This window comes from Candidatus Rokuibacteriota bacterium, assembly GCA_016209385.1.
GTDB lineage: Bacteria > Methylomirabilota > Methylomirabilia > Rokubacteriales > CSP1-6 > JACQWB01.
In genome coordinates this window covers 1-24920 of record JACQWB010000208.1, presented here as the reverse complement: position 1 = coordinate 24920, position 24920 = coordinate 1, and the positions used below count along the sequence as shown (strand labels likewise).

At 66.7% G+C, this 24920-nt stretch carries 26 protein-coding genes, 1 tRNA gene, 1 other RNA gene and 2 pseudogenes; 13 read left to right on the top strand and 17 right to left on the bottom strand.

The window, feature by feature from the left end:
- From HY726_15335 to rnpB, 6 genes are all read left to right on the top strand, one after another.
- Positions 1-402 (top strand): sigma-70 family RNA polymerase sigma factor (locus HY726_15335; protein ID MBI4610368.1); only part of this gene is annotated, 402 nt, incomplete at its 5' end.
- Between the two features lie 119 nt (positions 403-521).
- Positions 522-597 (top strand) — tRNA-Ile (locus HY726_15330).
- A 16-nt stretch (positions 598-613) separates the two neighbouring features.
- A complete protein-coding gene (locus HY726_15325; protein ID MBI4610367.1) occupies positions 614-1324 on the top strand; it encodes a hypothetical protein in 711 nt (236 codons plus the stop codon).
- Positions 1325-1376: 52 nt separating this feature from the next.
- Positions 1377-1811 carry a ribonuclease HI family protein gene (locus tag HY726_15320; GenBank protein ID MBI4610366.1) on the top strand — a complete coding sequence of 145 codons (435 nt, stop codon included), beginning with the start codon at positions 1377-1379 and terminating at the stop codon, positions 1809-1811.
- 33 nt (positions 1812-1844) lie between these two features.
- Complete coding sequence (locus tag HY726_15315; GenBank protein MBI4610365.1) at positions 1845-2702, top strand: DMT family transporter; 858 nt, start codon at positions 1845-1847, stop codon at positions 2700-2702.
- A 95-nt stretch (positions 2703-2797) separates the two neighbouring features.
- An RNA gene (rnpB, locus tag HY726_15310) (RNase P RNA component class A) lies at positions 2798-3182 on the top strand.
- Positions 3183-3255: 73 nt separating this feature from the next.
- On the opposite strand, the gene HY726_15305 is transcribed toward rnpB, so the two are convergent.
- The 3 genes from HY726_15305 to HY726_15295 all read right to left on the bottom strand — a co-directional run bounded on the left by HY726_15305 (position 3256) and on the right by HY726_15295 (position 5683).
- Positions 3256-3984: a hypothetical protein gene (locus HY726_15305; protein ID MBI4610364.1), complete on the bottom strand. Its 729-nt coding sequence runs from the start codon at positions 3982-3984 to the stop codon at positions 3256-3258.
- A 54-nt stretch (positions 3985-4038) separates the two neighbouring features.
- Positions 4039-5340: an amidohydrolase family protein gene (locus HY726_15300; protein MBI4610363.1), complete on the bottom strand. Its 1302-nt coding sequence runs from the start codon at positions 5338-5340 to the stop codon at positions 4039-4041.
- Positions 5341-5527: 187 nt separating this feature from the next.
- A complete protein-coding gene (locus HY726_15295; protein ID MBI4610362.1) occupies positions 5528-5683 on the bottom strand; it encodes a hypothetical protein in 156 nt (51 codons plus the stop codon).
- A gap of 304 nt (positions 5684-5987) precedes the next feature.
- On the opposite strand from HY726_15295, the gene HY726_15290 reads away from it, so the two are divergent.
- From HY726_15290 to HY726_15280, 3 genes are all read left to right on the top strand, one after another.
- The gene (locus tag HY726_15290; GenBank protein ID MBI4610361.1) at positions 5988-6137 is read left to right on the top strand and encodes a hypothetical protein; all 150 of its coding nucleotides are present in this window, start codon (positions 5988-5990) and stop codon (positions 6135-6137) included.
- 80 nt (positions 6138-6217) lie between these two features.
- Positions 6218-6427: an AbrB/MazE/SpoVT family DNA-binding domain-containing protein gene (locus HY726_15285; GenBank protein MBI4610360.1), complete on the top strand. Its 210-nt coding sequence runs from the start codon at positions 6218-6220 to the stop codon at positions 6425-6427.
- Complete coding sequence (locus HY726_15280) at positions 6424-6792, top strand: type II toxin-antitoxin system VapC family toxin (protein ID MBI4610359.1); 369 nt, start codon at positions 6424-6426, stop codon at positions 6790-6792. The genes HY726_15285 and HY726_15280 overlap by 4 nt, the downstream gene beginning before the upstream one ends.
- 114 nt (positions 6793-6906) lie before the next feature.
- Here HY726_15280 and HY726_15275 read toward each other — a convergent pair whose 3' ends face one another.
- Positions 6907-8616, bottom strand: coding sequence for an FAD-dependent oxidoreductase (locus HY726_15275; protein MBI4610358.1), 1710 nt, complete (start codon positions 8614-8616; stop codon positions 6907-6909).
- A 12-nt stretch (positions 8617-8628) separates the two neighbouring features.
- Entirely contained in the window at positions 8629-9876 is a 1248-nt protein-coding gene (locus tag HY726_15270) for a Tm-1-like ATP-binding domain-containing protein (GenBank protein ID MBI4610357.1), read from the bottom strand.
- Positions 9877-10218: 342 nt separating this feature from the next.
- On the opposite strand from HY726_15270, the gene HY726_15265 reads away from it, so the two are divergent.
- Positions 10219-10647, top strand: coding sequence for a nuclear transport factor 2 family protein (locus tag HY726_15265; protein ID MBI4610356.1), 429 nt, complete (start codon positions 10219-10221; stop codon positions 10645-10647).
- Between the two features lie 225 nt (positions 10648-10872).
- Here the strand turns inward: HY726_15265 and HY726_15260 are convergent, their stop codons facing one another.
- The 9 genes and pseudogenes from HY726_15260 to HY726_15220 form a co-directional block, all read right to left on the bottom strand.
- Complete coding sequence (locus tag HY726_15260) at positions 10873-12186, bottom strand: iron-containing alcohol dehydrogenase (GenBank protein ID MBI4610355.1); 1314 nt, start codon at positions 12184-12186, stop codon at positions 10873-10875.
- A gap of 20 nt (positions 12187-12206) precedes the next feature.
- Positions 12207-13775, bottom strand: coding sequence for an ABC transporter substrate-binding protein (locus HY726_15255; GenBank protein MBI4610354.1), 1569 nt, complete (start codon positions 13773-13775; stop codon positions 12207-12209).
- 161 nt (positions 13776-13936) lie between these two features.
- Positions 13937-14578 (bottom strand): annotated as a pseudogene (locus HY726_15250) (MEDS domain-containing protein).
- A gap of 690 nt (positions 14579-15268) precedes the next feature.
- Positions 15269-16060, bottom strand: coding sequence for a hypothetical protein (locus HY726_15245; GenBank protein MBI4610353.1), 792 nt, complete (start codon positions 16058-16060; stop codon positions 15269-15271).
- Positions 16061-16316: 256 nt separating this feature from the next.
- Positions 16317-16475 (bottom strand): annotated as a pseudogene (locus HY726_15240) (tyrosine-type recombinase/integrase).
- Between the two features lie 15 nt (positions 16476-16490).
- Positions 16491-17357: a hypothetical protein gene (locus HY726_15235; GenBank protein MBI4610352.1), complete on the bottom strand. Its 867-nt coding sequence runs from the start codon at positions 17355-17357 to the stop codon at positions 16491-16493.
- 169 nt (positions 17358-17526) lie between these two features.
- Positions 17527-17838 (bottom strand): hypothetical protein, encoded by a 312-nt coding sequence (locus HY726_15230; GenBank protein MBI4610351.1) that lies wholly within the window; start codon positions 17836-17838, stop codon positions 17527-17529.
- Between the two features lie 389 nt (positions 17839-18227).
- Positions 18228-18830, bottom strand: a complete 603-nt coding sequence (locus HY726_15225; GenBank protein ID MBI4610350.1) for an ABC transporter substrate-binding protein — start codon at positions 18828-18830, stop codon at positions 18228-18230.
- Between the two features lie 281 nt (positions 18831-19111).
- Positions 19112-20989, bottom strand: coding sequence for a biotin/lipoyl-binding protein (locus HY726_15220; protein MBI4610349.1), 1878 nt, complete (start codon positions 20987-20989; stop codon positions 19112-19114).
- Positions 20990-21148: 159 nt separating this feature from the next.
- On the opposite strand from HY726_15220, the gene HY726_15215 reads away from it, so the two are divergent.
- Positions 21149-21298 (top strand): hypothetical protein, encoded by a 150-nt coding sequence (locus HY726_15215; GenBank protein MBI4610348.1) that lies wholly within the window; start codon positions 21149-21151, stop codon positions 21296-21298.
- Between the two features lie 148 nt (positions 21299-21446).
- Positions 21447-21956, top strand: coding sequence for a 3'-phosphoesterase (locus HY726_15210; protein MBI4610347.1), 510 nt, complete (start codon positions 21447-21449; stop codon positions 21954-21956).
- Positions 21957-22071: 115 nt separating this feature from the next.
- Here the strand turns inward: HY726_15210 and HY726_15205 are convergent, their stop codons facing one another.
- Positions 22072-23112 carry a Gfo/Idh/MocA family oxidoreductase gene (locus tag HY726_15205; protein ID MBI4610346.1) on the bottom strand — a complete coding sequence of 347 codons (1041 nt, stop codon included), beginning with the start codon at positions 23110-23112 and terminating at the stop codon, positions 22072-22074.
- 45 nt (positions 23113-23157) lie between these two features.
- Positions 23158-23340, bottom strand: coding sequence for a hypothetical protein (locus tag HY726_15200; GenBank protein MBI4610345.1), 183 nt, complete (start codon positions 23338-23340; stop codon positions 23158-23160).
- A 161-nt stretch (positions 23341-23501) separates the two neighbouring features.
- On the opposite strand from HY726_15200, the gene HY726_15195 reads away from it, so the two are divergent.
- The gene (locus HY726_15195; protein MBI4610344.1) at positions 23502-24182 is read left to right on the top strand and encodes a M48 family metalloprotease; all 681 of its coding nucleotides are present in this window, start codon (positions 23502-23504) and stop codon (positions 24180-24182) included.
- 90 nt (positions 24183-24272) lie between these two features.
- On the opposite strand, the gene HY726_15190 is transcribed toward HY726_15195, so the two are convergent.
- Positions 24273-24767, bottom strand: coding sequence for an RDD family protein (locus HY726_15190; GenBank protein MBI4610343.1), 495 nt, complete (start codon positions 24765-24767; stop codon positions 24273-24275).
- Between the last annotated feature and the right edge of the window lie 153 nt (positions 24768-24920).

Here is a 24920-nt window from a genome sequence, read left to right as displayed (position 1 = left end):
GAGGAGATCGGCGAGCGCATGCTCATCACGCCCGACAAGGTGCGCGAGATCGTGAAGGTCTCGCAGGAGCCCGTCTCGCTCGAGACGCCCATCGGCGAGGAGGAGGACTCCCACCTGGGCGACTTCATCGAGGACAAGCAGGTCGTCTCGCCGGTCGAGTCGATCATCGGGCTGTCGCTCCGGGAGCAGACGAACAAGGTCCTGAACACCCTCACCCCGCGCGAGGAGAAGGTGCTCAGGCTCCGCTTCGGCCTCTCCGATGGCTGCGAGCACACCCTCGAAGAGGTGGGGCAGGACTTCGCGGTCACGCGCGAGAGGATCCGGCAGATCGAGGCCAAGGCGCTCCGGAAGCTCCGCCACCCCTCCCGCTCGAAGAAGCTCCGGAGCTTCCTCGAGTCATGAGTGCCTGGCGAGATGCGCGAGCGAAGCGAGCCTTCCTCAGCGGGCACCCGAACCACCTCCGTGTGGCGAGGGGCGGGCGGACCTCGCGGTCCGTCCGCCTTTTTGTTATCATGCCCCCCGGGCCCATAGCTCAATTGGCAGAGCCGCCGGCTCATAACCGGTTAGATCCTGGTTCGAGTCCGGGTGGGCCCACCACGTGTCCGGAGGAACGGTGGATCTCCAGCTGCAGACCCTGATCGACCTCCAGGCGCTCGACAGCAAGCTCGCAGACCTCTCGGGTGAGCTGGCGAAGCTCCCGGCTCAGCTCGCCGCGATCCAGGCGTCCGTGACCGAAGCCGCGCAGGGCGCTGAGGCGCTAAAGGGGAAGCTCGACGCCACGAAGAAGGAGATCCGGCTCAAGGAGAAGGATCTTGAATTTTCATCCGCCAAGCGCGCCAAGGCCGAGGCCCGCCTCTACGAGGTGAAGACCAACAAGGAGTACTCGGCGGTGCTGGTGGAGATCGAGGAGATCAAGCAGGAGAAGGCCCGGATCGAGGAAGAGATCCTGGCCCTCATGGAGCGCCAGGAGCGGCTCGTCGTGGAGGCGCGGGACGCCGAGGTGGCCCTCCGGGCGCGGGAGGCCCAGGCGAAGGCCGAAGAGGCTGAGGTGAAGCGGCGGCTCGCCGACCTGGAAAGCGAGGTCACCCTCGTTCGCAGCGATCGGGAAGCCCTGGCCGGCCAGCTCCCCTCCGACCTCCTGGCCAGCTACGAGAAGCTTCTCCGCCACCTGGCCCACCTGGCCGTGGCGCAGGTGCTCCCGGGCGGCATCTGCGGCGGCTGCCGCGTGAGCCTGCCGCCCCAGGCGTTCCAGGAGCTGAAGCAGCAGTCGAGCCTCCGCACCTGCGAGAGCTGCGGCCGATACCTCTATTGGATCCCCACCTGATTCCGGGAGACGGCCCACGCGGGAGCTCCGTCCCGGAGGTCACGCTCACTCGATGTCCCGTCGCGACCTCACCGTGAGCAGGTTTACCGCGCTCGTCCTCTACATCGACGGCTCGGTGGAAGGAAACCCGGGCCCGGGAGCCATCGGCGTCGTCGCCACCGGCGCGGACGGGACCCCCGTCGAGGCGTGGGGAGAGGCGATCGGTCACGTCACGAACAACCAGGCGGAGTACCAGGCCCTCCTGGCCGGCCTCCGCAAGGCCCGCCAGCTCGGCGCCCGGACTGTCACCGTCCGCTCCGACTCCCAGCTCCTCGTCCGTCAGTTCCTCGGCGAGTACCGGGTGAAGGACCCGAAGCTCAAGCCGCTCCACGCGGAGGCACGGCGTCTGGCAGGGAGTTTCAAGAGCTTCGCCATCGAGCACGTCCCCCGCGAGGCGAACCGCGCGGCAGACCGGCTCGCCAACCAGGCCCGCCTGGCCCAGACCTGACCCCACCTTCGCCACTCCCTCACCTCGCCCGGCATGGTTGGCGGAATTCTGTTCATGGGGGGCGCCACCGTGCTCTTCGTGACGATGAACGCCGGCGTCAAGTCGTTGAGCGCCCACCTCCCCACGGTCGAGCTGATCTGGGCGCGGAACCTTGGGCACTTCCTCTTCATCACGGCGATCTTTGCTCCCGGCCATGGCGGGTGGCGCCTGTTCGAAACCCATAAACCGCTTCTGCAGCTGGCCCGGTCGCTCCTGCTGATCTCCTCGACCAGCTTCTTCTTCACGGCCCTCGCCTACGTGCCGCTGGCCGATGCGACGGCCGTATCGTTTACGGCGCCCATCATCGTTGCCGCGCTGGCCGGGCCGGCGCTCGGCGAGCGCGTGAGCCTCGGTCACTGGGTCGCGATCGGCGCCGGGTTCGGCGGCGCGCTCATCATCCTCCGTCCGGGCAGCGAGGCGGCGAATCCCTACGCCCTCCTGGTCCTGGGGAGCGCGGCGTGCTACGCCGGCTACCAGCTCCTCACCCGCTATGTGGCGGGCTTCGACACGCCGGAGACCAGCGTCGCGTACAGTGCCCTCGTCGGCACGGCGGTGTTTACCGCCATCGTGCCGTTCTTCTGGAAGACGCCGGAGCGCCTGGTGCACTGGCTGATCCTCTCGGCCCTCGGCGTCCTCGGCGGGCTGGGGCATTACTGCGTGGCGCGCGCCTTCGTCCGGGGGCCCGCCTCGACGATCTCGCCATTCCACTACATCCAGCTCGTGTGGGCCGCCGTGGCGGGCTACCTGCTGTTCGGCGACGTGCCGAGCCTCTGGACGTGGGGCGGGGCGGCCGTGATCGTGGCGAGCGGGCTCAGGATCGCGCTGAGGGAAGCCCGCCGCTGCCCGGCGTAGGAGACGCCTCGCCTTCGCCGGCTGCCGCCGCGCGGCGCGCGGGCAGGCCCGGTGATACAATAGAGGCGCTTTACGTGCGCTCTTTGACTGGCACCAGAGAAGGCCGGATGGTCGCCGGCCACACACTCGTGGCGGGAGGAAAGTCCGGGCTCCGCAGGGCAGGGTGCTGGGCAACGCCCAGGGGGGGCGACCCCACGGACAGTGCCACAGAGAACAGACCGCCGTCGCGAGACGGTAAGGGTGAAACGGTGAGGTAAGAGCTCACCAGCAGCCCGGGTGACCGGGCTGGCTCGGCAAACCCCACCCGGTGCAAGGCCAAATAGGAGGGCGATTCCCGCAAGGGAGAAGGATGGCCCGTCCGGTGCCCTCGGGTTAGGCCGCTGGAGGTGTCGGGCAACCGGCATCCTAGAGAAATGACCATCGCCCCGGGCGAGGAAACCGTCCGGGGTCCAGAACCCGGCTTACAGGCCTTCTCTGGTGCTTTTCTTTTTGTTTTCCAGGAGTTCCAGCGAGCACAGAACCCGCCTTACAAGGCCTGCCAGAACGCTCTTTCTCAGCCTTCCGACGAGAGGGATACTCCCAATTTCCGGGCGAGCTGCTCGGTTCGCTCCACATGCTTAGGGACCCGCAGCACCTTGAACTGCTGATGGGCTTCTTTGAGATGTGACGCAAGCGCTTCCCGGTCTCCACGCGCGTGGCCGAGTTCGGCCAGGGCCAAATGTGTCCGTCCTGCCTCCAGTCGCGCCTGCATAGAGCCAAAGGTCTGGAGAGCTTCGTTGAGATAGGATTCCGCCTCGGGGAAGGCGCTGCGCGCTTGGGCGATTCGTCCCAGAGCTCGCTGGGAGAGCCCGACCGCATACCCAAACCCGGCGTCGCGACCAATTCCCAAACCCTGTAGGGCCAGCTCTCGGGCCTTGTCGATTTGGCCGTTCAAGCGGAAGGCTTCGCTCAGACAGGCGGCGAACCAGCCCTGGAGCTGTCGCCATCGAAACTGGCTCATTCGCTGCACGGCCTGCTCGAGCAGCGGAATCGCCTGACTCGCCTCGCCCTTTTCCAGATAGGCGTAACCCAAAGAGGCCGACGCGAGAGCGCGCGTGAGCGGATCCGGGGATAGCTCCACGCCTCGCCGGCACGCGTCAACGCCGGCTTCCCACTCTCCCGCGAGCGCGTAGATTACCCCGCTCCCCCAGGCGGCATAGCTTTGAACGTCCCGGTTGGCGATACTTTCGCCCACGCCACGAGCACGAGCCATCGCCGCCAGCGCCGATTCTATCTCGCCCATTAGGTGGTAATTGAGCCCTTCTCAAGCCCGGGCAGAGGCTACGGGCGCGCGCAACTACCACGGAAGCTTCGCGGGCTCGTACGCGTCAATCCGCTCTTTAACCACGAGCACGGGGTCGATCCCGTAGAGCCGCCGGGCGTTCTCCCCGAGGAGCTTTGCCTCGACGTCCGACGGCACCTTGTGCCGTTCCATCAGCTCGAGCGCTTCCCACGCGTCCTCGGCGTCGTGGTGCGGATAGTCCGAGGACCAGATCCCGATGTTCTCGTAGACGTCCCACATGCGGTAGACGGGCTCCTCGTCCGACTCAAACGCGATGAAGCAGCGTTCGTAGAAGACCTCGTAGGGATCTCGGACCTCGCGGCCGCGCTGAAACGCGTAGAGGTCGAGGAAATTCCGGCTCCGGGACAGAGCCAACGGGAGCCACGTCGCGTTTGACTCCAGGACCGCCGCTTTCAGCTTCGGGAACTTCTCCAGCCATCCGCTCATCAACACCGTCGTCAGCCACGTCATGGCCTCGAAGATGAACCCGAGCGACTCGGAGCTATCGATGTGGGGATCCATGGCAAAGACGATGTTGCTCACGAACTGCCCCGGCGAGTAGACGACGCTTTCGTCGGTGAAGAGCAAACCCTGGCCGGAGGCCCGCGTCCGGGCGATCCGCTGCGCCCACTCCGGAGTGAGCGCTTCCCTCGACGGGAAGGTATGCATCGCGAGGACGATCCCGAGGTCTTCGAACTCCCGCCACAGGGGATCGAATTCGGGCAGCGTGGGATACCGCCCGTTCCAGAAACACGGGCGGACCGCCGCCGCTTTAAAGCCGAGCCTTGCGGCGCGACGCAGCTCCTCCACCGAGTGCTCGACGCTCTGAATGGGCAAGACGGCGCAGGGGAAAAGCCGTCGCCGGTCCGCACCGCAGTAGTCGTACACCCAGTCGTTGTAGGCCCGAGTCAGGATGCGGGCCGCCTCAGGGTCCCGTACCAACGCCAGGCGCACGAACCAGGTCGGGAAGAGCATCACCTGGTCCGTGCCGAGGGCGTCCATATCCCGGAGCCGGGCATGGGGATCCCGGCACCCCGCCAGGCGTCCGAGCTTCTCCTTCCACTCGTCCGTGCCCGGGGTGAGCGAGCCGATCAGCTTCTTGTCCCAGCGCGGCCAGCCGACCTCGGCCGCGTTGGAGCGCTCGCGGGCAGCCGGAACGACGCGCCCGTTGATGCATAAGAGCTCTGTGTCCGTGTGGAAGTGAAACTGGGTCTTGACCCATGCTCGGACCGTGCTCGGCACGTACTCGTCCCAGATCTCGGGAGGCTCCACCACATGGCTGTCACAGTCGAAGATCGCGAAATTCTTCGTCATCATCCGCTCCTCCCGGTGCGCGCCTCCCAACCGCCTCTCCGTACCCGGCGGCTCCCCAATCACGTTGTCGACGCGGAGTCTAGCGCCTGAGCTTCCGCTCCGCAAGCCGGTACCGTTCATGGCGACCGCGGAACGGGGGCAGCCACGTCAGACGCGTGGAAACCAGAGATCGACGCGGCCTGACCCCTGGTTACAGGAAATCCGTGATGTCCCGCCTCCGCATGCTCCGGCGCTCCTTGAGGGCCCCCGGATAGAGGTCGAACACGAGAAGCTCCCTGGCCGCCGCCCAGACCCGGCAACGGAAATGAAACCGCGTCAAGGACCCGGTAGGTGTGACGGGACCCATCGCTGGGGCTCACCCCGCAGACAGTCGATGAGGACGAGGAAGCGATTGGAGTTTCCCGCGACCGTCATGGCAGTGATGCTGGGTTCGCAATCACGTGGCAGTTGAAACCGAGACCGCAAAGCTTCGGGAGAAAGGTTGCGAAGTTCAGCGAATTCCGGGCTGGACAGCTCGATCAGTACTAGCAGAATGAAGCCGAAAACACCCCCGGCGCGTCGTCTCACGTCTTGACCCCCAGTTTACGCAGGTCGAAACTTCCAAAAGTCGTTGTCATCATACCGCACCGCCCGAGGAAGTTTCCGCTCGCATCCGGCTCCTGCTCCAGTATGTCTCCGCCGACAAGCTCTGGCTGAACCCGGACTGCGGCTTCTGGGAAACCCCGCGCAGGATCGCCCGGCAGAAGCTCGACGCCCTGGTCCAGGGGGCGCAGACCGTGAGGAAGGAGTTAGGGTATTAGCGATCGCCGCATGGGGCGCTGGGCGCCCGCACCGGCTTGTTGACTTACCGATCGTCGATCGATATGCTCGTTGTAAAGCGATGGAGACGGTGACGCTTTCGAGCAAGTTCCAGCTCGTGCTTCCGCGCCGGGCACGGGAGCGCCTCGGACTCCGCCCCGGCACGAAGCTCACAGTCCTGGAGAAGGGGGGGGTCATCTTCCTCGTTCCCGAGCGCCCGATGCGGGCCCTGCGCGGGGTGGCCAAGGGAGTAGCGCCCGAAGGCCTCCGAGAGAAGAAGGACCGCCTCTGATCCTGGTCGATTCGAGCGGCTGGATCGAGTACCTCGCCAACCGGCCGCTGGCTGATCGCTTCGCCCCCTACCTCGAGGGCAGGGAGCCCCTGCTGGTGTCCACAATCGAGATCTACGAGGTTTACAAGGTCATCCGCCGAGACCTCTCGGAGGAGCGAGCCCTCGCGGCTGTCTCGGCCCTGCGCCGCGCCACGATCGTCCCCGTTGACGCGTCGCTGGCGCTGGAGGCGGCGGACATCTCGCTGGAGCGCGGCCTCGCCATGGCTGACTCCATCGTCTACGCGACCGCCAGGCGCCACGGCGCCAGGCTTGTGACCGCAGACGTGGATTTCGAAGGGCTCCCCGAAGCTATGGTGGTGCGCTGAGCGCAGGGTGACGCGTCACAGTCAGGGAACCCAACCTCTTGAGGGCTCTCCCGGGCTCGAGCCCGGTCGTGTGGCTGTGCCTGAGCATGGCCGGGCGGGCGCCCGGCGGATGACTTACACGGCCACCCGTGCGTGGTCCTTTACGGGATCGGTGTGAAACTCGATCTGCTCGCCAGAGCCCCTCTCGAGGCGGGTGACCACGCGCCAGCGCGCATCGTCCGTCTCGGGGAAATCCAGCCGGTAGTGGGCCCCGCGGCTCTCCTCCCGGCGGAGAGCCGCCGTCGCGAGGAGGCGGCCAAGGAGGGCCAGGTTCCGCACGGATAGGGCACTCTCCAGCTCGTGGCCGCGCGCCCATTCGGACGAGCGGGCCTCATCGGCCAGGCGCATCCGCGGAAGATCCTCCCGCTCGATCTGCTCGTATTCGGCCAGGGCCTCGCGGCAACCCCGGGCGGCGCGGATCGGCCCCAGCAACTCATGGGCGAGCAGCCGACAGCGAAGCCTCACCTCGGCCTGAAGCGGACCTTCGCCCCGCGCCAGCAGGCCGGCGACCCAGTCGCGCTCCTCGGTGGGAATCCCGATCGGGCCCGGGCGACGAGCCGCCCTCGCACAACCGGCGGCCGCTCTTCCGGCCCTCCGGCCGTAGACCAGCGACGCAGAGAGCGCCGAGCCGCCGATCCGGTTCCCCCCGTGGATTCCACCGGCCGTCTCCCCGGCAACCCAGAGCCCGGGAACGGGAGTGCGCCCGTCGAGGTCGATTCTCAAACCCCCGAGCCAGGTGTGGCTGCCCGGAGCCACCTCGAGCGGCGTCTTTGTGATGTCGATCCCACGTGACAGGCAGGACTTATAGACGTGCGGGATCTGCCGGAGAATCGTCTCCAGGGGAACCTCCGTCGCATCCATGAAGATCCCCCCTGTTTTCCCCGCCCGGCCCGCGTGGATCTCCTTCGCCATGGCGAGGATCACCTCGCTCCGCGTGCTCTTCTCGGCCGTCTCGGGGAAGTAACGCTTCAAGAACTGCTCGCCGTCGCGGTTGCGGAACACAGCCCCCGCGTTGATGAACCCCGTGGGATGCGGGGGAAAGCCGAAGAGCTCCTCCGGCGCGCAACACATGGCCTGGAAGTCGATCATCTCGAGGCCGATCAGCGGCGCTCCCGCCCGAAATCCCAGCACGTAGCCGTCTCCCGTCACCTGAGGGGGGTTGTCGTTGACGTAGAAAAGCCCGCTGCCGCCCCCCGTGCACAGGATGGTCTCCTTCGCGGAATAGGAGACCAGCCGGCAACGCGAGTAGTCCACCCCCCAGGCCCCAACGATGCGGCCGTCCACCTTGACGAGGTCGAGGACGGCCGTATTGGAATGCTGTACGATCCTCGAATCGCTCCGAAGCCTCCTGGAGAGCAGCTTGGTGAGCATGTTGCCCGTCGTGTCGTAGTGGTGGACCGCACGGGGATGGCGGTGGCTGGGGAACATCTTCAGGTCCAGGTTCCCCTCCGTGTCCGTCACAAACTCCGCCCCCCACTCCCGAAGGTCTCTCACGACATCGCCGATGCCGTACACCCAGGTCCTCGCCAGGTCCGGGTCGATCAGCTCCCCCCCATGACGAAGGACGTCCTGGAGGTGAAGCTCGGGGCTATCGCCCTCGGCCAGGGCCGCCGCGAATCCGCCCCGAGCAACCGTGGTCGTCCCGCTGGTCGCTCGCCCCTTTGTAGCGAGGATGACGCTGACCGCCGCCGCGGCGCACTCGAAGGCGGCCATGGTGCCGGCCGCCCCGCCTCCGACGATCAGCACGTCGGTCGCGTGATGCTCCACCGGGATGTCGAATGGCATGGCAGAAAGGCCTCAGCCCGGGCGTCCCAGCAACTCCAGAAAGGCGCCCGCGCACGCTTCGGCAAAGGCCGGGTCGTTGATGTGGAGGTCCAGCTCCCGGAGATCACCCCGTTTCAGATGGGCCCGAAGGGAGCGAGCGAAGGCGGCGTCCGTCTCGGGCTGACGCCATGGCCCCCGCGGGCGGCCCTCCAGATCGTGCGTCGTCCGGCGGGTGTGCTCGCTGAAGCCCCGCGCCGGGATGAGGACGATGAACGGGCCCTGCGCCTGGTTCAGCCGCTCGGCCATCAGCTTCCCGAGGGCCTCGAACTCCTCCGCGTTCGTGCGCATCAGGATGTTGTGCGGGTTGAAGAGAAAGAACTCGCGGCCCCGGAACCGCTCGGGCACCATCCCGGCCCAGAAGTTCGCGTGGTCGAGGGCCCCGGGAACCACGACCTGCGGGAGGCCCGCCTCCGCGGCGCCCCTCAGCCTTTCCTCGCCGGCGCTGTACACGCCCCCGACGACCAGGTCAACCAGCTCGTGAGTCGTGACATCCACCACGCCGGCCAGCTCCCCTCTTCGAGCGAGCGATTCAAGCGCTCTCCCCCCGGGCCCCGAAGCGTGGAAGAGGATCACCTCAAAGCCCGCCGCCTTGAGCCGCTCCGCCACTCCCTGGACACAGCCAGCCGTCCCGCCGAAGGAAGAGACCGCCACGAGAGGCGTCTTCCTCGCGGCCGCCCCCGATTCCTCCGCCCGACCTCTCGCCATCGCCACGACGGCCCGGGCGGCATTTTCGATCACGGCCCGCGTGATGCGGTTGAGCGACACGTCCCCGATGGAAGGGAACATGACGATGTCGCTCTCGGCCACATACCACTGCACGGCCGCCGTCGCCGCAACGGGGGTGACCATCACTTTCGGGAAGAGCGGTGGAAGGGAGCGCATAATGCCGCAGGCCACGGTGGTCCCGTTGGCCCCCCCGATCCCGACGGCGCCGGAAATCTTGCCTGAGGCGACCAGCTCAGTGACCACCTTGCGCCCGCCAGCGATCACGATCTCCGCCGCCCGCGCCCGGTCCAGGCCAGCCAGCGCCTCCCAGGTCGAGCCCGCAGCCTGGGCCAGCTCGCGGCCCGGGACAGCCGCCCCCTCGACTGCGTGGGGACGGAGGGAGATATCGATGAGCTCCGGGCGAGCTCCCGCCCTCCGGAGGGCCTCACACAGAAACCGCCCCTCCTCGGCCTTGCTGTCGAGGGTCACGAGCGCCACGACCGCCACATCTGCCATCGAAGCCCACCTCTCTCAGCCGATCCACGAAACGGAACCTGTCCCGCGTGGGATCTGCCCCGGGGAAACCTGCGACGACCGGCCGGTCCTTCAACACGGAGGGCGGAACGCTCGCCCGGTTCCAGTGAACGGAAGAAATTCTAGCACAAGACCGCCCGTGCTTTCGGAACCGGACTCCGTTCCACCGCGTGGGGGATGCGGCAGGCTGGCCAGGTGGCTGGTGCTCGGGGGGCGCGCCCTCCGGCCTCCTGGTAGGATATCGCGCGATGGTCACGGCCAGTGTAATCCCGGCTGCGGGATGGGAGTGCGCCACGGATTCTCTCTGAATCGAGGAGGTGGCTGATGGCCCAGGAATCCAGCGGACCGCACGTTGACCGCTCGACCGATGTGGCCCGGCGGTGGCTAATGGCGCTGGAGCGATGTGTGCGGCCGCTTGACTACGCGGCTGCCCGGCCACTCTTCGCTGCCGACGTCATCGCTTTTGGTACCCGCGCCTACACGGTGAGAGACCGTGAGACGCTGGAGCGCGAACAGTGGCGACCCGTTTGGCCTTCGATTCGTGGCTTTACCTTCCGGCTCGACGAGCTGCGCTGCTGGGGTGGGGAGCAGGGACTCTGCGTGACCGTCCCCTGGGACTCACTGGGCGTCCAACCCGATGGGACGACCGTTCCCCGACCGGGCCGGGCGACTGTCTTTCTGGTGCCCCGCGAGCGCGAGTGGGTAGCAGTCCACTCTCACTTCTCGCTCACCCCATCGCCCCCTCAGCCCTGACCAGTCAGGGCAGCGCGCGGTCTCGTCCCTGGAGGCGCCACGAGCTGGGTACGACATCCCCACCCGCCCCGCGAGAACCTGGCGATCGTGAGCTGAGCTGCCTTCCCCCGGGAGTTGGACGGCGCCGAAATCAGATCGGGGGCGGCGCGGACTCGAGGAGACGCGATGCGCCGTCTCAAGGGGAAAACTGGCAAACGGGGCCCCCCAGCGGTGAGGTGCTTCGCCTCACCAGCAGCGCATCGAGTCGTGCAGGATGGCCTCGAGGTCGACCGCCCCGACCGGGCGCGGCGCCCCGGCCAGGAGCCGCGGCTGCCGGAGCGTGCCCTCGACAAGCGCGGCGATGTCGCGCTCGCCGTAGCCCACCGCGGTGAGGCCGTTGGGGATCCCCACGTCGCGCATGAGCTGGGCGAGGGCCCGGGGCAGCGCCTCCCCCCACTCGCCCTCGGCGAGTCCGGCTGTCGAAAAGCCCATCAGCTCGGCGGCGCGCAGGTGCCGCTCGAGCGAGGTCGGGTAGGTGAACCGGAAGGCGGCGGGCGCGGTCAGGATCACCGACACGCCGTGGGGGACGAGCGGGTGGCTCACCCGGTAGCCGGTGGGGAGGTAGTCGCGCACGAGCCCCGCGATCGGGTAGGCGAGGGCATGGGGAATGTGGACCCCGGCGTTCCCAAACCCGATCCCGGCGTAGTTCGCCGCCAGGGCCAGGTGCGTGCGCGCCTCGAGGTCGAGCGGGTTGAGGACGGCGCGCCGGAGGTAGCGCCCCACGTACTCGATGGCCTTCTCGCACCAGATATCGCTGGCCGGGTTGGCGCCGATGTAGGCGGGCCGGTCAGGCGGATGGTGCTTGGGGCGGGCGTCGTAGGGACGCGTCGTGTACGACTCGATGGCGTGGGTGAGGATGTCGCAGCCGGCGGCGGCGGTGACTTCGGCGGGCGCGCTGAGGGTGTTCAAGGGATCCACCACGCCGAGGGCGGGGCGCAGCAGGCGGTGGGAGATCCCGGCCTTGATGCCCTGGTCGACCACGTGGGTCACCGCGACGGCCGTCGTCTCGCTTCCGGTCCCGGCGGTGGTGGGCACCGCGACGAGGGGGCGCAGCGGCCCCGGTACCGGGATGCCCTTGCCCACCGGCTTGTTCACGTAGTCGAGGAGGGGCGCCGGGTAGCAGGTGAGGAGGTTGACGGCCTTGCCGGTGTCGATGGCGCTGCCGCCCCCCACCGCGACGAGCCCGTCGAACTCCTTGGTGCGGGCCCAGGCGGCAGCCTCCTCCATCGACCGGTCGGTCGGCTCGATCTCGACCCCGTCATAGGTCTCGGCCTTGATCCCCTCCTCGCCCAGGAGCCCGCGGACCCGTTCCGGCAGGCCGAGGGCGGCCAGGTTCCCGTCGGTGAAGATCAGGGCCTTGCTCACGCCGAGCCGGCGCAGGTCGTACCCGATCTCGTCGGTGGCACCCAGGCCGAACTTGATCGGCGACATCTCCATCACGAACACGGTCTCGGTGGGAAGCGTCACGCCTTTCACAATATCACTCCGCTCAGGAGCCATCGGTTGAAGGTGTTGTCCCCCTATTGCGCCTTGAGCCGCATGTCCTCATAGGAGGGGAAAGGGTACATCGGGATCGCGGTGATCGTGTGGTCGGCCAGCCGCGGCCCGACCCCCATCAGCGCCCGCAAGTCCATGATCGGCGCGAACATCACCCGGTCGACCGTGAGCTGCTGGATGCGATGGAGCAAGGCTTCGCGCTTGGCGGGATCCCGCTCCCGTGCCTGCTGCTGGAACAGCTCGTCGATGTCGGGATATCCTCCGTAGGAATAGCTTCCCTTGGAGTAAATGAATTCCGCGACGCGGCTGGCCGCGTTGCCCGAGTTCCCCGCTGCGGTGATGAACAGGCCCTTGAGCTTCTTCTCCCGCCACTGGGTGTAGAAGGTCGCGCGCTCCACCGGTCGCATCTTCACCCGGATCCCGATCGCGTTCAGATCGTTCACCGCGGCCTCCGCCACCGTGAAGAAGGGCGGAATCGGCACCAGCTCCCCGCCGTCCATCCCGTTGGGATAGCCGGCGTCGGCGAGCAACTGCTTCGCCTTCTGGGGGTCGTAGGGCGGCGGCGCCACCTGCAGGGCAAAGTCCATCACGCGGGGCACGATGACCCCGGCGGGCGGGCACAGGCCCACACAGGCGGCGTCGCTGATCGCCTTGCGGTTCAGGGCATAGTTCACCGCCAGCCGCAGGCGCTTGTCGTGCCACGGCGACTTGGGGTCCCACTGGTCGGCGAACTCGAGCCAGAAGATGGACGCATGCCGCGTGGCCACCAGCGTCAGACGCGGATCGCGCTTCACGTCCTCGGCCTCCTGCCCATCAAAGGCGACGCCGATGTCGGCCTCTCCCTTCTTCAGCATCGCCAGGCGCGTGGTCCCTTCAGGGACGCTCTTCATGATGAGCCGCTTGACGTGGGGCACATGCCGCCAGTACCCGGCGTTGGCTTCCAGCACCACCTCCACGCCGGGCTTGTGGCTCACGAACTTATAGGGGCCGGCCCCGATGGGATGTTTCCTGAAGCCCTCGTCCCCGACCTGCGTGACATATTTCTTGGGAACGACGATCCCGGCGGCCGTAGCCGTGGTCCCATAGAAGGTCATGAAGTCCGGCCAGGGCGCTTTCAGACGGAAGCGCACCGTCAGGGGATCGACGACCTCCACGTGCTCGACGCGTCCCTGCAGTTCCCTGGCGCCCGCCCCTTTGTAACGCTCGAAGCTGAACTTCACGTCCTCGGCGGTGACCGGGTCGCCGTTGTGAAACTTGAGCCCGCGGCGCAGCTTGAACTCGTACACCAGCCCGTCCGGGCTCTCCGTCCACGACTCCGCCAGGGTGTTGGCCATCTTTTTCCCCGGCAGCGGGCGGAGCAGCGCATCGTGGATCGCATAAAGCAGCCCAAAGGGGGTGATCTGTGGCGGCGCGGTGGACGGGTCGAACCAGGTCGGGGCGAGGGTGACATGCCAGGCAACGACCACCTCCCCCGCCGAGGTCGGCTGGCCGGCAACCCCCTGGGCGACGCCCAGGGTCAGCACAGCTGCTATGAGCAGCACGGCGATCCGACGATGTGGTGGGACCATGCGGGATTTCAGATGTGGACCCATTTTCTCCTCCTTACGGGAGCATAGTCTAACGACCAAATTCACCGACTGCCCCCTCTAACCGGAAAGCACCGGCAGCGAATCCGGCAACTCAGCAACCAAAGCGTATCGGCTCGCGCGGTGGCTCGCGGCTGTTCGGTGAAGCGATCTGTCAGGCAGCGCATCTAAGAGGGAGTCGGCTTGTGGCGCTGCCGCAGTTCCCACAGCATCTGGTCCGGCGGCACGAAGAACGGGTTCAGCTGAAGTCTGCCCCCCATGATCACCATCGGATGCGTCCGGAAGATGTCCATGACGATGTCGGCACCGAACCGGGCCAAGTCGTAGGTTCAGACCACGGCATCGTCGTATTTGGGCAGCACGTAGTTTAACCGAGTCTCATACTCTACGATCTCACCGACGCCGGGGCGGTCTTCCAGGGCCCATTCCATGTTGGCGACGAGGCGGGTGAGCCGGTAGCCCTGCGTTTTGCCGCGGGTCAGCACCTCTTCAATCAGGGCGAGCATGCGGTTCTGGTCGAAATGTCCATCGCGCAGGTAAGCCTCCTCCCAGGCACGGATGTCGAGCTGCCCCTTCCGTTCGGCCGTGGCGACGTCGATGCCAGCGGCCTGGAGGCGTCGCCGGTGTTCCGGGCGGTGCCCGGATTCAACGATGTGATAGGCCTTGTCGCCGTCATCGAAGCCGTCGTTGATGAAGGGCAAGAGAACATAATATTCCTCGTCCTTGGTGTGGAAGAAGGCGCACACATGGCGGGAGCGGTCGAGAACCGAGCCAGCCAAGTGCACCCGTTGTGGTTTGTCGGTCGCCATGGTTCCTCCCATCGGCCGTCTGGCAGTAGGTCGGTCAGCATAGCGCGTCGCAGCGCTGCTAACCCGTTGCGGGAATTCTATAGCAGTTCCAGTCGTTTAGGAAGGCCACGTCGAGGAGCTGCCCGGACACAAACACTGCGGCTGCGGTCAGCCTAAATGCTCTTCGGGTCGCAGATGATCCCAGGCCGTTTCCGAGCTCGGCAGCACTCCCGGCCCCCGCGATTGTAGATCATCGTGGTGCTCAGAGGCCTCCCGCCCGGGACGGCCGGGACTCCAGCGGCGGCCAGCCCCCTCTCGTATGGTGGGCCCAGCCCTCATCGGTCAGGTCAATGCCCGTTACCCGGCAGCCAAACTCGTCGGCGAGGCAGCGTGCGGGCCCGCCGAGGCCACTGCCGACGTCGAGCACATGCATGTTCGGCCCGGGACCTACCACACCCGCAAGCTCGAGAGTGGCCTCGCGGCCCCGAATGTGAAACTCGTCAACCGGCGCGAAGTCCTCCGGTTTGAGGTTCTTGACGTCTTTCCCTGCATGCCAAGGCCGCGAGAATTGAAGCTCCTAGATCGGGCGTCGCGTAGTGTTGCTTGATCTTCTCGGTTAGGGCGCTTGGCTGTGACATTGCGCGTCCTTCCTTGCCGGGTACCTAACGCACGATTCAGCGGCGTGCATAGCACGACCGCTGCAATCGAAGGTCATCCGGCGGCTCCCCCTTCGGTGCGCGCATCGCCATATTCCAGGAAAGTTGCGAGGATGAGTTCTCGTAGCTCGGGTAGTTGCTTGAGAGAAACCATAGGCGTGAACTTGAGGAGCAGCTGCAGTGCAGCCGTGAAATCCCCCTTGTCCAAGAGGGCCATCCAGAAAGTCTGAAGCCGAGTCATAAAAACGTCCTCGTCGACGTGGCTGGCGGATAGAGCCTTCTCGAAGGAAGCGACCGCGCTAGCGGCGTCGGCGCGGGCTTCGTATGCCAACCCTGCGATGCGGAAGCGCTCGGCGATGTCGGGCACGCGTTCCGCGAATCCGAAGAATGTCGAGACCAGTTCGTCACGTTCTGCCCTCAAGCCGGCCTTGTCCAGTTTGGGTAAGAGGGCGAAGTACGCTTGATGAAACAGGAGAAGAAGGCTCTCCATTATGAAGGAATACTGCGTGTCTGGGAGCCGCTCCGCCGAGAGATGTCGAGGCAGGGTAGTCAAACACCACTCAGTGCGAAGGAATCTAATGCGAAGCAAGAGTTGGTTTCTCTCGCGCCGAGGGCTCAGCCACTGGCCATCGCTCCCGGTAGCTTGCTTTTCGACGAGGTTCGACAGCGACTTCCAGGATCGTACGGGTGGTATCCACGCCGGAATCTTTGTGACGACGACCGACCCGCGATGCACGCGGATGTGGAGACCTGTGGCCTTCTCCAGGAGCGTTAAGGCCGCGTCAAGCGCTGGCAGTTTCTCCGGGCCTACCGTCAGTCGCCGATACTCAACAATCAGGCTGCTCATCAGTGATGCTCGGCACGCTTCGCCGGTCTCCTCGATATGTTGGTGGCGCAATGATTCTTCTTCGCGGCTTCGCGCTGGCGATTCTGCCGCCGGTCCAACCACGCCTCTGCTCTGAGCCGTGCCTCCAGGGCCCCGATCTCTTGACGCGACAAGCCGTGAGCAGGATCGTCACCCCCGAGCGGCGAGCGGGGCACAGGCGCGACAGTGCGCTAGCCGGATATCAGCCCGCAGTATATCAGGCTAACAGACCGTCCCGTCACAGGCGATCTGCCGGGCTGTAAACCCCACGCCCACCCCGGTTCAGAACGTGAGTGCAGATCATGGTCGTGCTCACGTCCTTGTGCCCCAGGAGTTCCTGAACCGTCCTGATGTCCTAGCCATCCTCAAGTAAGTGCGCAGCAAACGAGTGCCGGATGCCCGGGCAGCAGGGTTAGGCGGGGATGTCGGCTTCAGGCTCAGGCCACTCGCTCACCTCGAGCGGCGCCTTCTGAAACTTTTCCCTCCTGGCTTCGTTTCCGGTCGCATCCCGGTAAATCAGCTCGTCCGTCTCCAGGTCGTATTCGGGGATCGCAGCGTCTTTCCACATTGTCAGGAAGTACTGATAAACGATGGCGTAAAGGCTCCCGGGATTCTGGTCGTGCTCGAACATGTACTCGGGCATAGCCTGGACATCCAGGCCGGCGTGGTAGTGCTGCACCCAGGCGTAATCGCCCAGCACGGCGAGCTTCAAGAACGGTGCCTCCGGGTAGAGCTTGAGCTTCACATCTTTCTGGATCGCCTTGAGCCCCTTGAGAAAATCGACGGTCCGAGTTATCTGCCGCGTCAAGCTCTCCGGAGTAATGTCGGGATCGGGAATGCTCTTCGCGCGCACGCTCGCTCCCTCGCTGTGCGGATTGAGGAGCAGGATTCTCGCCGTACGGCAGTTCTGTATCACGTTGTGCAGGTCTCCCCTCGGGTCCATAAAGGTTCGGAACCCGGTTGACCCGATCAGCATGACGTCCCGTCGAAGGCCCTGCGTATCCTTCAGGTTCTTGACCCGTCTCCGTGCGAGGAGCCGTCGGCTGGAGGGGAAATAGGCCAGCCGCGCCCCCCGTGCCATCCTGGCGAGCTTCCTGTCCTCCCAGCTTCGCCATACGTAATGGAAAAAGAGGATGAGCAAGATCGCGACCGCTATTTCGAGGGATATGAGGAAGACCCGCTCGTTCTCGATGAGCGACCAGTAATCGAGAAACTTCTGGGCGATAAAACCGACAACATAGGGGAGAGACAGTGCGGCCCCGGCGCTCAGGGCGACCACGAGAACGTGGTACAGGAGCGTCGCCGGGCCCTTTAAGACGCGCGCCGCGCTCGCAAGAAGACGATGCCACATACACCGGGCGGCCGTTACGACGTGCCGCGAACAGCCCTGGTTCCAGGATGGTCACTCATCCGGCGGGCAAGGGGAAAGAAGGCTCAGGAAAAGATGGTCAGGAGAAGATAATAAGAGCCGTAACGAGCAGAAACGCGATGTTTGCTCCTGCCGTGTCGCCAGCGCCGACGATCCGATCGCAGAGGGAGGCGATGAGCCGGATTTGCGCGTCACCCAGCGTGAAGATTTTCTCTCTCGCCTTTTCGGGCAGCGTGTGACCATCGACCTTGTTCTCCAGGACCACGAGAATCTTGAAGATGTTGGCTTGCCGATTTGTTCCCGCAAGGGCGAGGCCGCTTGCAGGGCGGGAACTCGGCGCGGCGACAGCGAGGGATGAGCTGGAGATGACGCTCGCGACGAACAAGACCACGGCCACTATCGTTGAAAGGCTTAGGAATCTTCTCGGATTCGCTCTCATGCTCGGTGGCGTCCCTTTTGGGCGGACGACGAAGCGGGGTCTCCCCTGTGGAATCCTTAACGTTGCAACTATCCCTCCCTCAGAGGGGCGGGGGAATCGGGTAAACCCCTGAATCGAGCCGAGAAAATCCCCTGAGGCAAAAACTCAACACCCCAGCCAGACGACATTCGGCGAGCTGAGGGCCTGGATCTCGAAGTGCAGGCGGCGGGCGCCCGGTGATCCGGGCCACTAGCGTCCGTTCGAGCGCCCACCCACCCCTTCGGGGCGGGTACCCGGCCGGCGCAACCTGTAGTTCGGGGGGGGAGGTATCGGAGGGGGCCGTCGAGGCCCCCTCCGACTGTCTAGGGCTTGTGGGCGCTCAGCTCGAGGCCCGAAGGCTCGAGCGCCCGCATCTTCTCCACCAGCCCCTCGTAGGAGGCGGTCTGAATGACCCGGTTGAACTGGGCGCGGTAGATGCTCACGAAGCTGACCCCCTCGACGAGGACATCATAGACCGCCCACCGTGAGCCCACCAGGTGGAGCCGGTAGTCGACCGGGATCTCGTCCCTCTGCCCTCTGACGATCCTGGACCGGACCGTGGCGAACTGCCCGTCTACGGTCTCGCCGGTATACACGATCCGCTCCCAGGAGTAGTTCTCGATCTTGACCAGGTAAGACCGTTCCAAGAGATCAGTAAAGAGGCGCACGAACTCTTCGCGCTCCTGAGGGGTCCGGCTGCTCCAGTGCCGCGCCAGGGCGCGCCGGGCCATCTCGGGAAAGTCGAAGAGCCGCGTGGCAATCCGCCGGATCTCCTGACGACGCTGTTCGGCGGCGGGGCCCGCCGGGCCCGAGTCCTGCACCACGGCTCGAAGCTGCTCCACGGCGCCGCGGACGGCCTCCGTCGGGCCGGGCAGAGATGCGGCGCCCACGGCGAGAAGGAGCCACGCTGCCAGAGCCCTCTCCACGGTTACCCTCCCTCAGGGAGAACGGGGTCGCCCAAACCTTCACCCGGAGCACCCGGGACGGTACCCGGAGCAGAAGTTGCAACCTCAACGTTAGGCGACGCCTCGGGCGGGGGCAATCAGGGAAACCCCGGAATCCAGGGACGGAAACTCCCCCTAACGAAAAGGGACGAGAGCCCTCCGGCCCCACTTACCACCACGACCACACCTCGACCCGGACGTACCGCGCGAGCTTCCGCGTCAGGAGATCGACGATCCGCCGATCTCCGGCAAAGATCTTGGCGTTACCCGTCATCTCGGGTCTGAGCAGGCCGGTGGCATTGTCGATCTCGGTGGTTACACGGAAGACTTTCCCTTGCCAGGCTTCGGTCTCCGGCTTCGCGGCGGGCGCAATCTCCGTGACGGTGCCGACGAAGCTCTTCTCCGGGAAGCCGCGGGCCCTCAGGACCACCCGCTGTCCAACCTTCACGTCGCCGATGTCCTTCTCCGAGACCGCGATCTCCGCCTTTATCGTCTTCAGCTCGTGGACCTCGGCGATCAGGTCCCCCTTCTTCACGTGTTGTCCGATCTTCTCCTTGAGCTTGGGAGTCATGACGATGCCGCTGATGGGGCTCACCACGCGCACGCGCTCGAGCTGCTCCAAGAGGTAGCGCCGGTGCGCTTCCAGGCGCGACCTCCGCCCGCGCGACTTCGATCTCTTCCGATCGGCTCCCCGCCAGCAGGAGCTTCAGCTTCGCGTCCGCCTCCTCGGCCTCCTTCTGCGCGACGGCCAGCTCCTTTCGTACCTCCGCGAGGTCATCGGAGAGGATCACGCCGACTTCGGCCTGCGCGGTCTCCACCTCCTTCTCCCGCACGACGACCCGCTCCTGAGCTTCTTCCAGCTGCTTCCGCGCGATGAGGTCCTCGGCAAACAACTTTGAGGACCTGTCCAGGTCGTTCCGCGCGTACCTGAGCCGCTCGTCAGCCTTGGCGAGGTCGGCCTTCGCCCGGGAGAGCCGGCTCGCGCGTACCTGTGCGGCCTCTTCGTATCGCCGTCGCGCGTGCTTCCCCTTCGTTGCCGCCGTCTCCACGGCTTTCCGTTGTAGCGCGATCTCCTCCGGCCTGGGCCCGGCGCTGAGCATCTTCAGCTTTGCCCGCTTCTCGTCGATCTCTGCCTCGAGCTTTCGAAGCTCAGCGCGGTACTCCCGGTCGGCGAGGCGCGCGATCGGGTCACCCCTCCGCACCAGCGCCCCCTCATCCGCATAGATCTCCTCGATGAGCCCCTCGACTTCTGCCCGGATGTCCGCATTGTGGATGGGGAGGACGGTAAGCTCCCCCCCGATCCGGAGCTCCATGCGGACGAGGAAGATGGCGGCGAGGCCCGCGGCGAGGCAAACGAGGAGCGCTACCGGCCGCACCTTCGAAGCCAGCCGGCCCCGCGAGCGCCTGACCACGCCGGGCACTTTCCCGAGCGCCTTCTTGAGCGGATTGCGGAACATGAGCGCGAGCAGTCCTGTGAAAAGGAAGAAACCGACCCCCTGATAACGGTTGAGCAAAAAGCTGCCAAACGCGAACGCAACGTACCCGAGGAGCCAGACCGAATAGGTCCCGGCCAGCAGGCCGTAGGCGAGGTAGATCCGGCGCTCTCGAGGGGTCGCATCCTGAGCGTCCTGGCGCGCCGACCCCCACAGCCGTCCAGTCAGCGCGCGGAGGTAACCGAACGCCCTCGCCCTCAGGTTCGGGATCCCCAGAAAGTCGCTCAGGAGGTAGTAGCCGTCCAGCTTGATCAGGGGGTTGAGGTTGAAGAAGAGCTTGATCCCGGACGTGGCCATCACGACCAGCGCCACCGAGCTGAGCCAGCTCCCAGGCTCCGTCACGCGCCAGGTGAGGGTGGCGAGAGCCCACAGGAGGAGCTCGAAGTAGGGTCCAGCGAACGTCACCCAGAGCCGCCTGGACTTCTCCGGGAAGAGCCAAGCGTCGCTCACGTTCGAGTAGAAGGCGGGCTGGAAGTAGATGAGCAGGAAGCCCATCTCGTGGACGTGGCCGCCGAACCGCTTGCAGGTCAGGCAGTGGGCGAACTCGTGGATCACGGTGACGGCCAGAATCGTGACCCAGGCCAACACGAGGGCCTCGACGCCGAACAGGCGGACGAGGTCGCGGCCGACCTCGCCCCGGCTGGCCACGGCGATGCCGAGCCCCAGGAGAATGACGGCGGCGGAGAACCAGAGGAAGTGGGGAGTGAAGAGGGCCGACCTGGTGTAGAATCAGATCAGTCTCGAACCCGGCCTCGGGACCGTCCGAGCGTCGCGTGCTCGCGCGCACACCCTGGAAGGGAGGATGCCATGGTCTTCACGGTCGCGTTTTCCCACAAGCCCGCCGATTGTCCCGCCGCTCACAAGGAGCAGATGGAAGGGTTCACGCGCCTGGTGGCGCCCGACAGCCTCAGGGGGCGCGGGATCCGGCTCCTCGAGGGGTACGTGGACAAGCTCTGACTGACGCCCACGGAGAAAGGTCATTTCTCCTACTTCGTCTTCGAAGCCGACAGCGAGCAGAAGATCCGCGACCTCTTCAAGCCGGCGGAAGTCGACCTCCGGACCGTGGAGCGCTGGAGCGACCTCACGAAGGCCGCGCCGAAGTAGCATGCCGGGGCGGCCAACTCGTTCCGTCCGCCGCTTCGTCGTTCACGAGCACAAGGCGTCGCGGCTCCACTACGACTTCCGCCTCGAGATGGGCGGGGTCCTCAAATCGTGGGCAATCCCCAAAGGCCCGTCCATGAACCCCGCCGACAAGCGCCTCGCGGTGATGGTCCCCGACCACCCGATCAAGTACATCGACTTCGAGGGGATCATCCCGCCGGGGAGCTACGGCGCCGGCCCGGTGGTGGTCTGGGATCACGGCGTCTACGAGCCGGTCGAGGGCGAAGACCCCGAAGCTCAGCTAAAAGCCGGCAAGCTCGCCTTCGTCCTGAAGGGGAAGAAGCTGGCGGGGGGGTTCGCCCTCGCGCGCTTTGCGCGGGGCACCGGCAAGGAATGGCTCCTGATGAAGAAGAAGGACGCCCGGGCCGATCCGGCGTGGACGCTCACGACCGACCTCACGCCGCAGCGCCTCAAGCGCCTGACCGTGAAAATTCCGCCCTGCGACTCCGCCTAGGACCATCGGAGGGGGCCTCGACGGCCCCCTCCGAGGCCTCCCCCAAGAAATCGGTTGCGCGGGCGAAGCCCGCGCTCGAAGGGCATTACCCCGACGCGCTCCTCGCGTCGCCGTTCTATAACGGCAGGTGGATGGCCTCGCCGGAGCGGGCGCTCCGGATCACCGCCTCGGTGAACTCCATGTACCGGACGCCGTCCTCGAAGCTGGTGCGGGTCACCCGCTCCTTCCCACGGATCGCGTTGACGAACTCCTCCTCGACCCGCCAGCGGCCCCGCTTCGCCTCGGGGACGGCCAGCTCCTCGAGCGCCGTGCTCCCCCGCCTGCCGCCGGAGAGCCTGAGCTCCGCCGTGTCCAGCCTCAGCGTCCCTTCGCTGCCGAAGAGCCACACCTCGTTCGTCCGCGCGAGACCGGTCACCCCGCTGAAGCAGAGGCGGGCGAGCCCGCCGCAGGCCAGGTCGGCGACGACCTCCGCGTGGTCGGGCACCGTGACCGCGCGCAGCACCCCGCTCGCGTCCTTTCGCCGGGGAACGCAGAGCTTCGTCATCGCCATCACGCGCCGGGCCGGCCCCACCCAGCGCATCATCGCCTCGTACCAGATGCCGAGCGTCAGCGTGTTGAAGCCGGAGAGATCGGCGTCGTGCCTCCAGTGGAGCGCGCCGTCCCGGTCCGCGAAGCCGGCCTGCATCGCCCTCACCTCAACCGCCAGGACATCGCCCAGGTAGCCGTCGGCGATCAGCTCCTGGATCGCGCGGTCCACGGCGAGCGTGTGGGGAGCCGGCACCACCTGCGTCACGAGGTGGGGACGCCGGCGGGCCGCCGCGAGCATTGCCCGGGCCTCCGCCGCGTTCATCGCCATCCGCGCCTCGCACAGGACGTGCTTGCCGTTTTCCAGCGCCGCCAGGGTGACGGGGCAGTGCATGTAGGGCCACGTCCCGATACAGATCGCATCCGTGTCGGCGGCCTCCACCAGCTCGAGCCAGTGGTCGTACACCTTGGGGATGCCAACCTCGGTGGCCGCGCGCTCCGCCGACTCCCGGCTGCGGTTGGCCACGCTGACCACTTCCACGCCGCCGATGGCCCGGAGCCCCGGGATATGCCTGAGGCGCGTGTTGGCTCCCGCGCCGACTATTCCCACACGGATCGTCTGGTTCTTCACGGCGAGGTCTCCTCGCTCTCGCGACGCCCGGCGCCGGGGCCAGGCTCAGGGCGTCTGGATACAGAAGAGAAAGATCAGCGGGCGGTCGATCGGGCTCCGGGCCCTCGGGTCAAGCTCGGTCAGGCAGCGGACACGCACCGGATCGTCGCTCCGGCCGACCTGACCTCCGGAGGCGCAGCCCGCCAGGACGAGGACGAGCAGCACGAGCAGCCACGCGCGGGCGCTCACGCCCTCATTGTCGCGCGCTCGCGCGGCCTCGTCCAGCCCCCTGCGGTGGTGGTGGAGGCTCCCTGTAGGGGCCCGCGAAGCGCCGCCCCCAACACGTGGGAGGCAAACTCTCTTCCCTTTTTCTTCGTCTCCCGCAGGTGGCGCCACCTAGGATGGAGGGCGTGTCACGACGAAGCCTCCTCCTCGCAGCCGCAGCAGCCCTGTTGCTCTCCGCCTGCGCGACAGCCCCGACAGGAACCTATTTCCCCGACCTGAGCGACCCGGACACGCAGAAGGTCTCGCAAGCGTTCTACCTGGCGGCCCTGGCCGCCGGGGACGATCCGAGCCGCTACAGCTTCGCGCGAGTCAGCGCCGACGAGGCCAGGATCTACAGCGACGCGGACGCCACCTTCTACGTGACCGACGGCCTCGCGCGGCTTCCCGCCCCCGTGGTCGAGGCGGAGATCGCCCGCGAGGTGGCTCACGAGGTGCTGGGACACGCGGCGCGGCGGCGCGCGCTCTCCTGGTCCGTCACCGCCGGCTTCGTGGCACTCGGTATCGCCTTCCCCGGTGCGGGGCTCGCCGACTTCCTGGTGAACCCGCTGGTCGTGCGCGCGTTCTCCCGGGACCAGGTGAAGGCGGCCGACGCGAAGGCGGTCGAGATCCTGCGGGCCATGGGCCACGCGAGCCCGCGCCGGACGCTGGCCTCAGCGCTGGAGACGGTGACTGCTGTAAACGCGAAGAGCCCGCAGCCGGACGGTCTCTTAGCGAGCCACCCGCCCCTGGGCGAGCGCCTCGCGGCGCTCGAGCCGCTCGAGCCGTTCGCCTCCGCAGTCGCGGAAGCCTCCCCGGACAGCCGCTGACCTCCCCCTAGACCCTCGGAGGGGGGATCCGCCCCCCTTCCGAAGCCTCCCCCCGGAAGTTGCGCGGGCGAAGCCCGCGCTCTAAGGGCGTTACTCGGACGCGCTCCTGACGACGCGCGTCCCGGCCAGCCAGTCGTGGAGGCCACGCCGGTCGCGCGTGAGCATCACGCCGAGGAACCCGAGCCCGAGCGGGAGCACGGCGAGGCCCATCGCGACCCATCGCCAGGCTGCCCGGCCGTACCCGACGGCTGAGCCATCGCGGCCGACCACCTGGAGGCTCAGGAGCATCTTGCCGGGCGTCTGCCCGCAGCCGCCGACGAACGCCGTCCAGTACGTCGCGTGCAGGAGGACTCCCAGCGCGACCAGGACGGCGACAAAGACCGGGAGAGTCTCGAGGCTCGCGGGCCGGCGGCTCACCGAGAGGTAGATCGCGCCCCCCCACGCTCCCGCCAGAAGCCAGAGCCCGCCGAAGATCAGCTGGTCGAGCTGGAAGGCGAGCCAGCGCCTGAGCGCGGCTCCGGGGCGCGGTACCGCGCTCACTGGAGAGTAGTGCCCTTCGAGCGCGGGCTTCGCCCGCGCAACCAACTCGGGCCTCGCCTCGTGGCGGGCCTGCCTCCCGGCATGGCCGACGCCCCTCGGCTCGAAAATCCACTCGGGCCTCGCCTCGTGGCGGGCCTGCCTCCCGGCATGGCCGACGCCCCTCGGCTCGAACCACCATTCCTGGGGGAGGCCTCGGAG

Bases quoted from the DNA above. Each gene is read 5' to 3' on its own strand.
- HY726_15320 (MBI4610366.1), top strand. From the start codon at position 1,377: ATGTCCCGTCGCGACCTCACCGTGAGCAGGTTTACCGCGCTCGTCCTC.
- HY726_15315 (MBI4610365.1), top strand. From the start codon at position 1,845: ATGGTTGGCGGAATTCTGTTCATGGGGGGCGCCACCGTGCTCTTCGTG.
- HY726_15305 (MBI4610364.1), bottom strand. From the start codon at position 3,984: ATGGGCGAGATAGAATCGGCGCTGGCGGCGATGGCTCGTGCTCGTGGC.
- HY726_15300 (MBI4610363.1), bottom strand. From the start codon at position 5,340: ATGATGACGAAGAATTTCGCGATCTTCGACTGTGACAGCCATGTGGTG.
- HY726_15295 (MBI4610362.1), bottom strand. From the start codon at position 5,683: ATGGGTCCCGTCACACCTACCGGGTCCTTGACGCGGTTTCATTTCCGT.
- HY726_15285 (MBI4610360.1), top strand. From the start codon at position 6,218: ATGGAGACGGTGACGCTTTCGAGCAAGTTCCAGCTCGTGCTTCCGCGC.
- HY726_15275 (MBI4610358.1), bottom strand. From the start codon at position 8,616: ATGCCATTCGACATCCCGGTGGAGCATCACGCGACCGACGTGCTGATC.
- HY726_15270 (MBI4610357.1), bottom strand. From the start codon at position 9,876: ATGGCAGATGTGGCGGTCGTGGCGCTCGTGACCCTCGACAGCAAGGCC.
- HY726_15265 (MBI4610356.1), top strand. From the start codon at position 10,219: ATGGCCCAGGAATCCAGCGGACCGCACGTTGACCGCTCGACCGATGTG.
- HY726_15260 (MBI4610355.1), bottom strand. From the start codon at position 12,186: ATGGCTCCTGAGCGGAGTGATATTGTGAAAGGCGTGACGCTTCCCACC.
- HY726_15255 (MBI4610354.1), bottom strand. From the start codon at position 13,775: ATGGGTCCACATCTGAAATCCCGCATGGTCCCACCACATCGTCGGATC.
- HY726_15245 (MBI4610353.1), bottom strand. From the start codon at position 16,060: ATGAGCAGCCTGATTGTTGAGTATCGGCGACTGACGGTAGGCCCGGAG.
- HY726_15215 (MBI4610348.1), top strand. From the start codon at position 21,149: ATGGTCTTCACGGTCGCGTTTTCCCACAAGCCCGCCGATTGTCCCGCC.
- HY726_15210 (MBI4610347.1), top strand. From the start codon at position 21,447: ATGCCGGGGCGGCCAACTCGTTCCGTCCGCCGCTTCGTCGTTCACGAG.